This is a genomic window from Enterococcus sp. RTP21361st1_A6_RTP21361_211029 (genome assembly GCF_040910045.1).
Taxonomy (GTDB): Bacteria; Bacillota; Bacilli; order Lactobacillales; family Enterococcaceae; genus Enterococcus_D; species Enterococcus_D gallinarum.
In genome coordinates this window covers 1-16,553 of record NZ_JBDGBK010000073.1, presented here as the reverse complement: position 1 = coordinate 16,553, position 16,553 = coordinate 1, and the positions used below count along the sequence as shown (strand labels likewise).

Genomic DNA, 16,553 nt, shown 5'->3' with positions numbered 1-16,553 from the left:
GGCGCACAGAACGCGCCGCATATCGGACTAAGTTTTATTCAAATTTGTCTTCACCAACACGATTTGACGAAGAGCCTATTTAAATAACTACATCCATCTATTCTATCTTCTAAAATAGCCTTTTTCATTTCAGTTAAATAGTTCAGCGCCATTTTTGCACTCGACTTGCATAGTAGTTTTTTCCATATTCCTCAACCTCAGCGGGGGTTGAAGACATAAGGAAAATCCTATGCGTTATGCTCAACTGGATCTGATTAAATATTCTAATGTATTTTTCTCTACCATCATTAAATGGTTAATAGCCAAAAATCACCACTTTTCAATGGCTCCTTGTTGTATAAGTATAACTAGAAGATGAACACGTCTGAGAAATTATAGAAGCTTTTTACGGTAATTACTGGGGCTGTGTCCAGTAATTTTTTTGAAGAGAACAGAAAAATAGCTCACGTGATCTATTCCTACTTTTTGACTAATTTCATCAATAGATAAGAATGTGTCTTTCAGTAGAGCACTTGCTCTTTTGATTCGAAAGTCTAGCAAGTAATCATGAAAGGAATAACCTGTTTCTTTTTTGAAGGCCCGTCCTAAATAAGCGGGATGGTAATGGAATTGTGTAGCTACATCTTTGAGCGTAAGCTTTTCACTATAATTGTTTTGAACGTAATCAATCACTTGTTGAATTGACTCATTAAAAGAATCATCAGTTAGAGAGTTTTGATTAGCTGCTGATTTACGCATTTTTTCTTCTTGTACTAACTTAACTAAATAAGGAAAATCAATGGGTTTCGTTATGTAACTTTTAATAGATAAATCAATCCCCTTTTTTGCATACTGAAAATTTTGGTGGGCACTAATGACAATACTAGTAAAGTAGCGATTGGATGTTTGTTGCAAAGATTCGATTAATTCGAGTCCAGAAATTTTCCCCATCGTAATATCTGTGATAAGTAAATCAAAGCGCTGGTTTTGCAGGTTTTTAAATGCTTCGTCTCCGTCTGTGTAGCAGTGATCGATAATGATGTCGGGGACTTTCTTCAAAAGATAATGCCTTATGCCTTCTACAATTGTACAATCATCGTCAACAATTGCAATTCTCAACATGCATATTCCCTCCTTTTTGTATTTTGATAGTAATCGTTGTTCCGACGTGTAGTTGGCTTTCTATAACAAAACGTGTATCTCCAGGATAGAGATGCTTTATACGTCGAAAAGAATTTGAGATGCCGATATTCTCACTATAAGGAATATCATCATTAAGTTTTTGTTGAATATGCTCCAGCTTGTCTTGGTCCATTCCTTTCCCATTTTCAACGATTTTTAACACATAATGGTTGGTTGTTTCAGTTGCATAGACAGTCAAACGATTTTCCTTTTTTGATGAATCGAAGCCGTGTTTAATATAATTTTCAACAAATGGCTGTAAAGAAAGTTTTGGTAACATTAATTGATCAATATGATCAATCAGCTGATAGTCAAAGTTATGTCGATAACGACGTTGATGTAGTTGCAAGGAGAGGTCGATATTAATTAATTCCTCTTTCAAATCAATTATGTCGGGCTGATATGTATTATTGCGATACAACTTGCTCAATAAATATATACTGTCGCTGATTTCTTCGTCATCATTCAATATGGCAGTCATTCGAATAAATTCCAAATTATTAAATAGAAAATGAGGCTCGATTTGATATTGAAGTGCTGCATACTTTGCTTCTTGCTTCAACCAATTATTTTCATAAAGTGTTTTTTGATATGTAGCATTATCTAAATAAAACTGATTGATATGCATAGCGATTTCTTTCAAATCACCGACTTTGTTTTCGATATTGATTGACTTGTAGTCTCCTGTAGATGAATGATTTAAGGAAGTAATGATTTCCTGATACTGCTGGATATAGTTACGAAAACTTCTATTTAATAATTGATGAATAGCAAGAATAAACAAACTCATTAATAAGAAAATCATGATTGCCAGACCTAATAAGGTTTGTGACGAATAATTTGGATTTTCATATACTTGTAATGTGTGGTTACCGATAGCTATCTGTTGCGTTTTTTTCCATTTAGAAGGCGAGATGTCTTCAGATAAATTGACGGAATCAATACCATTAGACAAAGAATAATTGTAATGTGTTAGAAAGAGACTCTTTTTTAGCGCGTTGATCGAAACGTCTAGAATCAATGTAGCATCGGGCATGTCCTCACTAATGAAACTTAATGAACGAATAAAAGAAATTTTTTCGTTTTTTGTAGGTGCGTAGGCACTTAAGTATTTTTCGTAATCTAATGAGATAGATATATTTTTAACTTCATCATCTTGCACAAGTTTTTTTAAGTTATCTACTAAATAGGTAGGGGAGCGATCCTTTGACAAAATATCTTCCATGTATTCAGCAGGTGATGAGAGGTAGTAGTCATTAAGGTTTTCTTGGAAATCATAATTTTGATAGATCTCTGTCACGATACCGGAGAGAATACGATTATATGTTTCCATATAGTGGGTGATTTGCTGAATGTTTTGCAGGTTTTGATTTTTTTCTTTTTCAATCACATTGATATAGGAAAAGAACAATGTGAAACAGGCAAGTAAAGTAATAAAAAAAATCAATATGTATGTAAAACGCATAATAACTTTTGATAAATCGTTTTTCATTCAAAGTCCTCATTTTGATAATCTCTAATTTTATGAATCAATATAGCACATATTACAAGTGATGTAAACGCTTTGCAAACAGGGCTACTTATGATTGTGAATACAGTTTCCGTTTAAAAACTATTCTATTGTAGAGGTTTAATAAACTAAAAATAATGTATAAAAAATTAATGTAAGCGATTAACCAAGTGGGTATAATCAAGGAAACGCTGAGAGAGGAGAGACAAAATGAAGCTAAAGAAAGGGTTATTAGGAAATCTAAAAAAAAACCGAGCATTGTTTATTATGCTTTTACCAGGTGCGTTATGGTTATTTATATTTTGCTATATACCAATGTTTGGAGTTGTAATCGCTTTTAAAGATTTCAGAATTTCATCAAGGGGATTCTTTACAAGTTTGTTCAACAGTCCTTGGGTTGGCTGGGAAAATTTCAAATATCTCTTTGCTTCGCAAGATGCTTGGATCATTACTCGCAATACGGTTGTTTATAACGTTGTAGGTATTTTGCTAAGTACTTTTTGTACAGTGTCATTAGCAATCATTCTGAGCCAAATGGCGAACAAACGGTTATTGAAAAAGATGCAGACATTTATGATTTTTCCTAATTTTTTATCATGGGTAGTCATCAGTTACTTTGTTTACGCATTTTTGAGTACGGATAAAGGATTAATTAATATTTTACTAAGCAATTTTGGTGTGGAACCCATAAATTGGTATAGTGAACCGAAGTACTGGCCTTTTATTATTGTTTTTACGAGTTTATGGAAAGGCGTAGGCTATGGATCCATCATTTATTACGCGTCAATTATGGGGATCGATACTAGTTATTATGAAGCTGCTTTAGTTGATGGTGCCAGTAAATGGCAACAGATAAGGAATGTAGTCTTGCCACATTTAAGATCGATTATTGTCATTATGTTGATTTTGTCTGTTGGTAGTATTTTTCGAGCTGATTTTGGATTGTTTTATCAATTGCCAAGAAATTCGGGGGCTCTTTATGATGTGACGAATGTATTAGATACTTATGTCTACCGTGGATTAATGAATAGCGGAGATATCGGAATGTCTACGGCAGCGGGATTATATCAGTCAGCAGTTGGCTTTGTCTTGATTTTGATTACTAATAAGATAGTCAACAAGTTAGATCCTAGTTCAGCACTATTTTAGGAGGAATCAAAATGATATCAAAATTAAAACGGCAGATGTACTTTTCGCTGCCAGTCGAACGGTTTTTCACAATATTACTAATCTTATTTACTCTTAGCTGTATTTTTCCCTTTATTTTCGTAATCGTCATTTCATTAACAGATGAAAAAGCATTACAACTCAACGGTTACGAATTATTGCCGGCTCAATGGAGCACTGATGCATATCAATACTTAATACAAGATGGCGGACAGTTACTTCGGTCATTAGGCGTTACAATTATGATTACAGTGATTGGAACGTTGATTACTGTTTTTATGACGGGAACCTATGCTTATGTTTTATCAAGAGCCTCTTTCCCTTACCGGAAGTTCTTTACTTTTTATCTTTTTTTTACCATGTTATTTGCGGGAGGGATGGTTCCTTCTTACTTAGTGATGACGAAGATGCTTGGCTTAAAAAATACAATTTGGGCTTTGATTCTACCTCTTGCTTTTAGCCCATACAATGTCATTATTTTAAGGACATTCTTTAAGAAGTCGATTCCAGAATCGATTATCGAATCCGCTAAAATGGATGGCTGTAGTGAGTTTCGAGTTTTTTTCCAAATCGTTTTGCCTTTAGCGATCCCAGGGGTTGCAACAATAGGTTTATTTTCAAGCTTAGGTTATTGGAATGACTGGTTCAACGCATTGCTGTATATTGACACCAACAAATTGATTCCATTGCAATATTTGTTAATGAAGATTCAAAATTCAATGGAATTCTTAGCAAATAATAATGACATTACATTAGCGCAGCAACAAGCAATTCAAAATAGCCTTCCTCAAGAATCAACACGAATGGCAATGGTCGTAGTAGCTACTTTACCGATTGCAATTGTTTATCCGTTCTTCCAAAAATACTTTGTTCAAGGATTGACGATCGGTGGAGTGAAAGAATAAAAAAGAATAGGAGATGTTAAAAGATGAAAAAGAACATGCAGAAATATTTGATTGGTGGTGCTTCTGTACTAACCCTTGGCCTATTAGGTGCTTGTGGTAGCAGTAATGGCGAAGCAAATAATGAAACAGGAACCACAAAAGTTACTTGGTATCAGGTTGGAGAAGAACCCAAAGATTTTGATGAGGTCATGACAAAAGTCAACGAAAAATTAAAGGAAGAAATCAATGTAGAGTTGGATATGCGGCTGATTCCGGACGGGGATTATCAGCAAAAGCTTGGTGTGATGATCAATTCAGGAGAAGAATATGATATTTGTTTCGTCAATGGCACAGATTATGTGAATTATGGGAACAAAGGTGCTTTCATTAGTCTCAACGATCATTTGGATAAAGAGTTGAAAGATTATGCAGCTGAATTGAATGAAGGATTTATTGAAGGTGGGGCAATTAATGGCGAAACTTATGGATTGCCAGTCAATAACGATATTGCCACAACGGAATATTGGACCTTTAATAAAGATTTGGTAGATCAATACCAATTGGATGTAGAGAATGTTGAAGGTGTAGAAACATTGGCTCCAGTATTAGAAAAGTTTGCAGAAAAAAATACTGATACGAATATTACGCCAATCGGTATGACCCGTACCAGTGTCTGTATTCCTTATGACAATATTATCGGTGGTGGTGTACCGCTAGCGGTTGCATTTGAAGGCGATACACAAACAGTTGTTAATACTTATGAGACTCCAGAAATGATGACTTATTTGAAGGCTATGCATGAGTTTTATAAAAAAGGATATATTTTGAAAGATGCAGCCACTGTTACGACAGATCCATTTCGAATTGATAGTAAAAACTGGTTTTTAGGTCGTAACTCAAGTGGTTATCAACCATTAGCACAAAAAAATTTAGAAGCTCTAGCGGGACATGGATTAATTTTAAAACCAGCTGGAAAAGCTTTTAAAACGACTGGATTTGCAAGAGTGGCAATGCATGCGGTATCTGCTTCAAGTAAACATCCGGAAGCAGCCTTGAAATTGTTGAATTATGTGAATACCAATCAAGAAGTAGCGGATTTAATGGTTTATGGAATTGAAGGAAAACACTATGATCGCAATGAAGATGGTTCGATTACTTTAACAAACTCTGATGATTATTATCAAGGCGCTTGGGCATTGGTAAATACTTATCTAGTTTCAAAAACTTCACCGATTACAGAAGAAAGTAAAAAACTAGGAGAAGAAAGTAAAAAGTTTCAAAATGAAGCACCGATGTCTCCTATTTTAGGTTTCTCTTTTGACGCTTCTGATTTTCGAACAGAAATTGCAAGTGTACAAAATATCGTGTCACAATATGAAGTACTTTTAAGCTCGGGAACAGTTGACCCTGAACAATATGTACCAGAGTTGTTAGAAAAACTAGAAAAAGCTGGATTGGATAAAATTCAGGCATCTGCTCAAGAACAATACGATGAATGGCGAAAATCTAACAAATAATTTTTTACTAAATGAAAAGAATAGACTAAGCAGTTAGTGGGGGGATTCAAATGAACGAAAACAAATGGACCAAAGGATTTAATTGGGTTTTTCAATTGTTGTTACTAAACTTTACTTATTTTATACTAATTTGTTTAGGATTTGGAATTTTAGGTTTTTTCCCTGCTACGATAGCTTTGATTGCTGGCGTTGTGAATCGAAAAAAATATGGCTTGCAAGAGTCTGTGAAGTTCATGAGTAAAATCTATAAGAAAAATTTTGTTAGATATAATCTATATTGCTGGTCAGCAACTTTGTTGTTGGCCGGCAATATTACTACGATCTGGCTTTGTTGGCAGCAAAGCGCACCATTGTTTTATTTATTAAGTACATTATTATCGGTAATTACACTGTTCCTAGTCTTTGCAATGTTGAATTGGGTCGTGATCAAAAGTCTTGGGTTGTGGATGATGGGAGACCGACTGATTGACTATTTGCTTTTCACAGCAACGATGTTGCCAACGGTAGTCATGCAAGGCTTGGTGCTTGGAATTTATTTCCAAATATTGATGATTTTGCCTGTGATTTTTCTGTTTGGCGGAACAGCTGTAACGGTAATATTGATTAGTAAATTAACTGAAAGAGCGTTAGCAAAGTTGCCTTGTCAGATACAATCGCACTAATTTTTTCACAAAAAGGAGTATTTCTTTCTATGAAGTTAACTGATAAACAAGTAGCTAATATAGCCTTTATCCAGCAACTTGAGATTCCATTGACACAAAAAGATGAAGAACAAATAGACTTGATTTTTACTGACACAAAGGCTAATGTGCGACAAATCAAGATTACTAAAAATGAGCAGCAACGAATCTGCTTGTCTTATTCACATGAAGACTTGCTGTATCGAGGATTGTTTATCTGCCTTCCACGTTTTTTAGCTCAAGGAGGAGAGATGCCATACATTGAAGAAACCTCGATCATTGAGACCAGTTATTCATTAGATGCTTCTCGTAATGGCGTGATGAATAAAGAGACTCTAAAAAAATTCATTTCTTACTTAGCGTTGATGGGGTACAACACATTGTATATTTACACAGAAGATACCTATGAAGTAGAAGACCTTCCATATTTTGGTTACCTTCGCGGAGCGTATACAAAAGAAGAAGTGAATGAAATTGTTGAATTTGCTTCTGGTTTTGGCATAGAAGTAGTTCCATCGATCCAGACCCTTGCTCACTTGACCCAATTTTTGAAGTGGTATGCTCAACAAGAACTGATGGATGATCAAAATACTCTACTGATCGGTGAAGAAAAGGTTTATGCGGCAATCGAAAAGATGATTATTGCCTGCAAAGAAATGTATCAGACAGAGCGTATTCATTTGGGAATGGATGAAGCCTATCAAGCAGGTCTGGGACGATATTTAAGCCTGTATGGGTATTGTGATCGGACAACTTTAATGATTCAACATATGGACCGTGTGTTATCAATTGTTGATAAATATAAGATGAAACCAATGATTTGGAGTGATTTCATTTATAAGCTATTAGATGAAACCGGTAAAGATAGGTATTACAATCCTGATTTTAAACTCAAAGCATTAGCAGCTAAAGGATTACCAGCAGGATTAACCTATGTTCATTGGGACTATGGTTCAGATGAAGTTTCCTCCTATGAGAAAGTAATTGATAACCATTTGAAATTTTGTGACATTGATCATTACGTTTTAGCTAGTGGTGCCCATATCTGGGGGAGACTAGCCCCGAATCATGGGAAAACAGAAGCAATTGTTTCTGCAGCTGTAAAAGCTTCTAAAAATAAAGGTGTACGTTCTGTGATGTTAACTACTTGGGGAGATGAAGGGCAGGAAACAGAGCATTGGCATTCCTTAATTGGGGCATTAAAATTAGCAGATTATGTCTATTCTGAAGAAGAGTGGAATGATTTTGAGGAAATCTACGATCGTTTATTAGGAACAGGTAGTTATCAATTAATGTCCGAATTACGATATTTCGATGAAGTGGATACCATTACAAATAACAACTTACAAATGGCTTCCGTGAGTAAACTGCTACTTTGGCAAGATCCGTTAGTTGGTATATATGACTTTCATGTAGCCGCTCATAACAAAATTGCCACTAGAACAATTGGTACTTATTATCATGAGTTAGCTCAGAAATTAGATATGAATAAAAATTGGAATCCAAAACAACCAATTTTAACAACTATTCGTCAACGATATATACTTTTAGCTGAAATTTTAGCACAAAAGGCAGAACTAGGCATCTATTTACAACACTGCTGTCTGGTAGAAGACCTTGCAGGATTAATGGAATTAGCGAATCGGTGTGAAGCACTAGCCAATCGAGTAAATGAATTGGCATCTATTCATGAAATAATTTGGTATCAAACATACAAAACCTATGGTTGGGAAGTATTAGAACAACGATATGCTGCATTAGCTCATCGTCTGAAAACCGTTGCGCGTCGTATTAAAAATCATCTTCAGGGGCAAGATGCCCTAGAGGAGCTTTTGGAAGAACGATTACCGTTTTGTCAATATCAAGTGCCGCTTGAAATTTCTGGCTTTAATTATCGGCAAAGCTCGGTGTCAGGCTACAATTAACGAAGGAATCTTCCCGTTGAACGGACCACTTGCTCATCTAATGGGAAAGTGGTTCGTTTTCTATTCATAAGTAGCTTACCACTAACTCTTTTATTAAGAAGAGAAAAAAAGTAGGAAGTGAGAAAATATGTTATCGGACTATTATCAAAATCTGTCAGTTATAAGTGTCAATACAGAACCATTACGTAATTATTATATTCCTTATGCAAGTAAAGAAGAAGCAAAACAAGAGTTAGAAAGGGAAAAAACGAGCCAGTTTATCGATCTCAATGGTACATGGGATTTTCAGTATTATCCTTCTGTCCAACAGTTACCGGAAAATTTTTTTCAAGAGGCCTTTACTGAAAGCTATGATAGAATTTCTGTTCCTGGAGTTTGGCAAACAGAGGGATTTGACTTACCTCAGTATATCAATGTATCTTATCCAATTCCTTTTGATCCGCCTTATGTACCTAATGATACCCCTTGTGGTGTATATCGGCGTCAGTTTCAAATTGAGCAAACAGATGCACGCTTTTACTTAAATCTAGAAGGAGCAGATAGTAATTGTTTTGTTTGGATAAATAGAAACTTTGTAGGCTATGACCAAGTGAGTCATAGTACATCTGAATTTGATGTGACCAAGTATTTACAGGTTGGGGTTAATGAAATTCAAATTCTAGTGATGAAGTGGTGTGATGGTACCTACTTTGAAGATCAGGATAAGTGGCGAATGAGCGGTCTATTTCGTCCAGTGTATCTTCTTCAACGACCAACTATGCATCTGACAAGTTATCAACTACGGACGTTGACTGATCCTAAAAAAGGAAACGCAACATTAATGGTTTCTTTTCAACGATTTACTCCTATTGAAGTATCGTTACCTATTTCTTACGAATTATTCCATCCTGATGGACGTCTCATAGCGAAAGGGGAGTGTTACTCGGAACAACAAATAAATTTGGATGTTGAAGATTGCCTTTTTTGGACAGCAGAAACGCCTAAATTATATACATTACTTTTAACATGTAATGGTGAATATTTTAAAGAAAAAGTTGGCTTTCGAGCACTGACGATCAAGAATCGTAAGTTATTGCTGAACGGAACACCTATTAAATTATATGGAGTCAACTATCATGACGTGGATCAGCAAGGCACGCCAGTGATGACCCGAGAGCAGTTACGTGCAGATTTGTTATTAATGAAAAAATTAAATGTGAATACTGTACGAACGGCACATTACCCTAAATCACCAGATTTTTATGAATTGGCGGATGAGATTGGTCTGTATGTAATCAATGAAGCAGATTTGGAGTGTCATGGTGTGGTTAATCTATATGATACTGAAGCGAATTATCAACTAATTGCTAATGATCCGACATTCGAAAAGCCGATTATGGACCGAGTGATCCGTTCTATTCTTCCTTATCAAAATCGAAGCTCTATCATTATGTGGTCTATGGGGAATGAATCTGGTTATGGAGTAAATTTTGAAAAAGCTCAAGCTTTAGCACGGAAATTGGATGATTCACGGTTGATTCATAATGAACGCTCGATTGAACCAGTTATTGACCAAGTGAATGATTTTAGTAACTTGGATGTTATTAGTCAAATGTATCCCCCACTGGAAGATGTTCATCGTCATTGTCAAAGAAGTGATACTGAAAAACCTTTTTTTATGTGTGAATATAGCCACGCTATGGGCAACGGTCCTGGAGATCTTAAAACGTACTTCGATTTGATTCAACAGTATGATTCCTTTCTTGGCGGTTGTGTCTGGGAGTGGACTGATCATGCAATCAATAGAGGAACTTTAGAAACGCCATCTTATTTATACGGTGGTGATTTTGGTGAAAAATATCACGACGGCAATTTTTGCGTAGATGGTTTATTGACCCCAGATCGGCAATTAACAGTAGGTGCATTGGAGTACCGTAATATTCATTCGCCTATTCAACTGATTGCTGTAGATGAGGAGCTGCAAGAAGTAACCTTGAGCAATATAACTGCTTTTACAGCCGGTTCAGCATTTAACCTTTCTCTTGAATGGTATATAGATGGAAAAAAAACAGTTTATGAAGTAATGAATCCTTTCATACTTGAGCCTGGCAAAAGTTGTTCATTGCCCATCACAGTACCTACAACGATTCATGGTGCTCATACGGTTGCTGTTTCGCTATCTGTTTATAAAAATGATGAGCTTTATGGACAGCAACAGCTCTTTCTTAAAAAAGAAAAAATGAGATTGCCAAGAACTGCTCATCATAATGATGCACCACAAATTTCAGTAAAAGGCACAGAGCTGATAATCAAAGGAGAATCCTTTATTTATATATATCAATTAGCAAAAGCTGCGTTCACTTCTGTAAAGATCAATCAAAAGGAACTTTTGGAACGTCCTACTCAATTTTCAATTTGGCGTGCACCAACGGATAATGATCGTAACTTAGTAAACAAATGGAAAGCAGCTGGATATGCTGAAATGTCTTTAGAAATCAGAAAAAAAGACTGGAAATTCGTAGATGATCATCTCCTGATCGAAACGTCTTATCGAGGAGTTATTCCAGGATTACAGCCAATTTTTACAATGCACATACAGTTGAAAATAAATGGTGCAGGCGTAATCAACCAAAAAGTATCAGTGGAGAAAAATCCGATTTTTCCAGATTTCCCTCGCTTTGGGATGGACTGGCCGTTGAATGATACTTTTTCGAAGGTTTCTTATTGTGGCTATGGGCCGTATGAAAGTTATCCTGATAAGCACTATGCTGCGATGTTTGGTATTTATGAGATGGAGATTGAGGAATTTGATCAGCCATATATCAAACCACAAGAATATGGTAACCGCTGGCAATGTGATTGGGTATCAATCAAAAATCATCAAGGATCTACCATGACGGTTTATGGAAACTCTAATTTTTCTGCTCTGCCTTATAGTCAAGCTCAATTAACCGAAAAGTCACACCATTATGAATTAATAAAAGAAAATAGAACTTGGTTCAATTTAAGTTATAAACAAAATGGTATCGGCTCACACAGTTGCGGTCCTTATTTAGAAGATCGTTTCCGTTTTATGGAAGATACTTTTGACTGGAATATAGTGATTACTTTCAAAGGAGAAAATAGATGAAAGAAACAAAGATCAATCAAGTCAAAAAAAAATTATCTCGTTATCAAGAAGTTGTTTATCGAAACCATTGCTTAAAATGGTCAAAAAATAAGCTGAATGTTCGTTTTAATGGATTATTTTATCGTTTCGAACAGTTAGAAGAAGTCTGGAAACCGGTAACGAATTTCCAATCATGTCCTGTACAGCTCATAAATGATCCAAAAGAAACATACGATTTATGTATAACACACCTTTATAACCAGCATTTGAAAAATGACGGATTTTATTTAAAGGTTACTAATGACAATCAACTTACGATTGAATCAGCAAACCTTCGAGGGTTTCAATATGCTATGGAAGCCTTATTAGAGAGTTTTTTTTCGGTAGGAGATCAATTATTATTACCGGAATTGATTCTGAAACATGAACCATCAGTGAAAATTCGAGGAATCATTGAAGGGTTTTATGGTATCCCCTGGACACATGAAATGCGCCTCTCTCTTTTTTCATATATGAAAGATAACCAATTGAATACTTTTATGTATGCCCCTAAAGATGATGAATTATTACGTAAAAAATGGCGTGAACTCTACGATGCGCAAGAATTAGACAAATTTAAGGAGCTTTTATCTTCTGCTCAGGCTAGCAATATCGATTTTTGGTACTTAATTAGTCCTGGAAATGATATTGATATTACGTGTGAAGAAGACATTCAAGTTCTTCTGAAAAAGTTAGAACAACTGATTGAGCTTGGCGTATTTCAATTTGGTCTATTAATGGATGATATTGACTATCAATTAAAAGGTGCTGCTAAACGCCGTTTTCGAGAGCCAGCATTCGCTCATGCCTATTTAGTGAATCGAGTAGAGGAATATCTTAGCACTCGGTTGTCCAATCATGAATTAGTCATTTGTCCTACAGAATATGATAATCGTCATGGTTCTCGCTATTTAGCAACGTTAAGTCAAGAAATACCAGAACAATTACCGTTCTTTTGGACTGGCCCAAGCACGTTAGCGGCGTCAATTTCTACAGAAGAGCTGCAGGAAATGGCTTCTGTCTATCAACGGCCGATGCTGATTTGGGATAATATTCCGGTAAATGATTATTTAGAGGATAAAGAACTATTGTTCATGAGTCCATATGAGAATCGAACACCGAATCTTTCTAAGGAGAGATACCAGGTTACAGGAGTAGTTTCGAATCCAATGGCTCAATTAGAAGCTTCAAAGTTTACGATCAATAGTATGGCTAATTACTTATGGAACTGTGAGCGTTTTGATCCTTTGGAAACTTGGACGTCAGTCGTTGAAAAAGTAGTTGGAAGTAAACTACAACCAGCTTATCTTACCTTAACCAATGCTTTTCCAAATCATTACACAAGCAGTCTGCTTTCAGATGAAGAATTACTGCTAGCCAAAGACCCAGAATGGGTCACAAAAGAAATGGCTGCTTTAGTCCAAGCAGTAAAATGGATCCAGCAAGAACAACATACATCTAGATTGAGAACAGAATTGGAGCCTTGGTTACAAGCAATCACAGAAAGTTGGACTTTCTGGCAAGAATGGCAATTAAAAAAAGATCCAAAAGAAGCAGAAGAATGGTTGGCTAAGAAAAAAACACACCGCATAGGACGTGATTTAGTAACTGCCCATTTAGAGCAAATTATCAAAAGTTAGATATCTTAAAAAATAAAAAGCAAGAAAAAGGAGAACAAAATGGTCAAGAGATTAATTAGTGCAAACTACAGTGATGTCAAGAAAATGACGTCAAAAGAGTTGAAGCAATCCATCAAAGCGAGTGAAGGACGGGTGATTGTTTGTGAAACGGTTGCTAATACTCTTCCACAATCTGGAGAAATTACGAATGCAGAAGTTGCGTCAGCATTTGGTGCAGATTTGATTCTTTTAAATGGTTTCGATTGTTATCGTCCTGCAGTTTTTGGACTACCAAATGTGACGATTGAGAAGGTTTTTGATCTACAGCAAACGATTGAAAACCCGATTCCTAAATTAAAAGAACTAGTCGGTCGTCCTGTGGGAATTAATTTAGAACCCATTGCCCCTAAAACAAATATGATGAGTGAGAAAGTAGAAATCAGCCAAGGAAGAGCAAGCTCTGTTGAAACGATACAAAAAGCAGAAGAACTAGGAGTCGATTTTATTTGCTTTACCGGTAATCCAGGCACTGGAGTAACCAATTTAGAAATTACTAAATCCGTAAAAATGGCAAAAAAGTATTTTTCGGGATTGATTATTGCTGGGAAAATGCATAGCGCCGGCTCAGAAGAGCCAGTTGTGAATAAAGAGGCGATTATTTCTTATGCGGAAGCAGGCGCAGATATTTTACTAGTTCCTTCAGTAGGGTCTATCCCAGGCTTTTTAGAGCAAGACCTAATTGAAGCGGTTCGGTTGGCAAAAAAATATGATTTGTTAACGATGTCTGCAATCGGTACTAGTCAGGAAAGTGCCCGACCAGAAACATTGCGGCAATTAGCCATTATGAATAAAAGTTGTGGTGTTGATTTACAACATATTGGAGATGCTGGATACGGGGGATTGGCACCAGCAGAAAATATTTTCGAAACCTCGGTTGCAATTAGAGGAATGCGACATACCATCAACTGCGTTAGCCGCTCGATCAATCGCTAACAAAATTAAATAAAAAATGGTTAAATTGATTATTTAAGTGGGAACATACTTGAGATATCAGCTAACTTCTGTCATTTTAAAAAAAGGGACTGTGACAGAAGTGAAAATAGACAAAAAATATCCGAACAAGAGACTAGGATAGCAGAAAAACTATCGTTTTGCAACGAGGACCAACTGGACCGTAGGAGCAATTCTCTTATTGTTCGGATATTTCGCTTGTTCAAGGACTTATGTCTGTAGTGCCCTTTTTTGGTAGGAAAAATGGTAGGGAACCATATCATTTTTAATGAAAATCAAGCATTTCAAAAGTTGAAAAACGTTGATTTATCGGCATTTCCCATCCATATTATATTTACGTCTTATTCCCACTCCACTGTTGCAGGTGGTTTGCTGGTAATATCATACACGATACGGTTAACGTGTGCGACTTCATTTACGATACGGACACTGATTTTTTGCAAGACTTCCCAAGGGATACGGGCAAAGTCAGCGGTCATGCCGTCAATAGAAGTGACAGCACGGATACCTACAGTGTAGTCATACGTACGGCCGTCTCCCATAACCCCAACAGAGCGAATGCCTGGTAGGACGGTGAAGTATTGCCAGATGTCGCGATCTAAACCGGCATTGGCGATTTCTTCGCGCAAGATAGCGTCTGATTCACGGACGATTTCTAATTTTTCTTCTGTCAATTCACCAAGGACACGAATACCTAAGCCTGGTCCAGGGAATGGTTGGCGCCAAACGATGCTGTCAGGCATGCCTAATTGGGTACCTAATTCACGTACTTCGTCTTTGAACAATGTGTTCAATGGCTCGATCAGCTTGAATTGCATGTCTTCAGGTAATCCACCTACATTGTGATGTGATTTGATGGTTTGGGCAGTTTCAGTTCCTGATTCGATCACATCGGTATAAAGGGTTCCTTGTGCAAGGAAAGAAACGCCTTCTTCACCGGCAAGTTTGGTTGCTTCATCATCGAAGACATATACAAATTCATTTCCAATGATTTTACGTTTTTCTTCTGGATCAGACACGCCAGCAAGTTTTGATAAGAAACGTTCTTTGGCATCGACTTTTATAATGTTCAAGCCGAATTTTCCGCCAAGACTTTCCATAACTTGTTCTGCTTCACCTTTACGCAACAATACGTGATCAACGAAGATACATGTTAATTGATCGCCGATCGCTTTTTGTAAAAGAACACCAACAACAGAGGAATCTACTCCGCCTGAAAGGCCTAATAAAACTTTTTTGTCACCGACTTGTTCACGAATTTTTGCGATCTCCATGTCGATGAAGTTATCCATTGTCCAGTCACCAGTACATTGGCAGACATCTAGTGTAAAATGGCGCAACAAGTCATTTCCATATTCGGAATGGCGAACTTCTGCATGGAATTGGATTCCGTACATTTTGCGTTCTGCATTTTGGATCGATGCGATGGGGCAATCTTTGCTGGTAGCAACGACATCGAAATCAGTCGGTGCTTGGGTAACTAGGTCACCATGACTCATCCAAACGGTTTGTTTTTCAGGAGTGTTTTGGAAAAGGGCCGCTTCTGCAGAAGTGATTTCCAATTCTGCTTTTCCGTATTCACGGTTTTTGGCTGGTTCAACTTTTCCGCCTAATTTATAAGTAATCAACTGCATACCGTAACAGATTCCTAAAACTGGGATCCCCAAATCAAAAATCTTTTCATCAATACCAAAGGCCTTCTCATCATAAACACTGTTTGGTCCGCCAGAAAGGATGATTCCTTTAGGGTTCATTGCCTTTACTTCTTCTGCGGTAATGCGGTGGCTCATCAACTCTGAGAAAACACCGAACTCATGAATACGGCGAGTGATCAGTTGGTTATACTGACTACCGTAATCAAGTACGATAATTTTTGGCTCTTCGTCAAATCGTGTTGGTGAAGACAAATTTGAATAAAACTTAGTCCGATATGCGGCGCGTTCTGTGCGCCG

The 16,553-nt window shown here is 36.6% G+C and carries 11 protein-coding genes; 8 read left to right on the top strand and 3 right to left on the bottom strand.

Annotated elements, in window-relative coordinates; genetic code table 11:
- Window positions 1-372: 372 nt before the first annotated feature.
- Together AB5Z52_RS12260 and AB5Z52_RS12255 are read right to left on the bottom strand one after the other, a co-directional pair.
- On the bottom strand, window positions 373-1,101 hold the full coding sequence (locus AB5Z52_RS12260; protein ID WP_137264870.1) for a helix-turn-helix domain-containing protein: 729 nt from the start codon (window positions 1,099-1,101) through the stop codon (window positions 373-375).
- Window positions 1,079-2,653, bottom strand: coding sequence for a sensor histidine kinase (locus AB5Z52_RS12255; RefSeq protein ID WP_137264869.1), 1,575 nt, complete (start codon window positions 2,651-2,653; stop codon window positions 1,079-1,081). The genes AB5Z52_RS12260 and AB5Z52_RS12255 overlap by 23 nt, the downstream gene beginning before the upstream one ends.
- Before the next feature lie 228 nt (window positions 2,654-2,881).
- On the opposite strand from AB5Z52_RS12255, the gene AB5Z52_RS12250 reads away from it, so the two are divergent.
- The 8 genes from AB5Z52_RS12250 (at window position 2,882) to AB5Z52_RS12215 (ending at window position 14,583) form a co-directional block, all read left to right on the top strand.
- Window positions 2,882-3,820, top strand: a complete 939-nt coding sequence (locus tag AB5Z52_RS12250) for a sugar ABC transporter permease (protein WP_002289657.1) — start codon at window positions 2,882-2,884, stop codon at window positions 3,818-3,820.
- 11 nt (window positions 3,821-3,831) lie between these two features.
- Entirely contained in the window at window positions 3,832-4,743 is a 912-nt protein-coding gene (locus AB5Z52_RS12245; RefSeq protein ID WP_002289655.1) for a carbohydrate ABC transporter permease, read from the top strand.
- Between the two features lie 23 nt (window positions 4,744-4,766).
- On the top strand, window positions 4,767-6,239 hold the full coding sequence (locus tag AB5Z52_RS12240; RefSeq protein WP_137264868.1) for an extracellular solute-binding protein: 1,473 nt from the start codon (window positions 4,767-4,769) through the stop codon (window positions 6,237-6,239).
- A 50-nt stretch (window positions 6,240-6,289) separates the two neighbouring features.
- Window positions 6,290-6,901, top strand: a complete 612-nt coding sequence (locus AB5Z52_RS12235; RefSeq protein ID WP_137264867.1) for a DUF624 domain-containing protein — start codon at window positions 6,290-6,292, stop codon at window positions 6,899-6,901.
- 29 nt (window positions 6,902-6,930) lie between these two features.
- Window positions 6,931-8,844, top strand: coding sequence for a beta-N-acetylhexosaminidase (locus AB5Z52_RS12230; RefSeq protein ID WP_002304880.1), 1,914 nt, complete (start codon window positions 6,931-6,933; stop codon window positions 8,842-8,844).
- 127 nt (window positions 8,845-8,971) lie between these two features.
- The gene (locus AB5Z52_RS12225) at window positions 8,972-11,953 is read left to right on the top strand and encodes a glycoside hydrolase family 2 TIM barrel-domain containing protein (protein ID WP_137264866.1); all 2,982 of its coding nucleotides are present in this window, start codon (window positions 8,972-8,974) and stop codon (window positions 11,951-11,953) included.
- A complete protein-coding gene (locus AB5Z52_RS12220; RefSeq protein ID WP_368243787.1) occupies window positions 11,950-13,611 on the top strand; it encodes a protein O-GlcNAcase in 1,662 nt (553 codons plus the stop codon). Before AB5Z52_RS12225 ends, AB5Z52_RS12220 begins: the two co-directional genes overlap by 4 nt.
- A 39-nt stretch (window positions 13,612-13,650) precedes the next feature.
- A complete protein-coding gene (locus AB5Z52_RS12215) occupies window positions 13,651-14,583 on the top strand; it encodes a hypothetical protein (protein WP_002288609.1) in 933 nt (310 codons plus the stop codon).
- Between the two features lie 359 nt (window positions 14,584-14,942).
- Here AB5Z52_RS12215 and guaA read toward each other — a convergent pair whose 3' ends face one another.
- Complete coding sequence (guaA, locus tag AB5Z52_RS12210) at window positions 14,943-16,508, bottom strand: glutamine-hydrolyzing GMP synthase (RefSeq protein WP_137264871.1); 1,566 nt, start codon at window positions 16,506-16,508, stop codon at window positions 14,943-14,945.
- Window positions 16,509-16,553 lie beyond the last annotated feature (45 nt).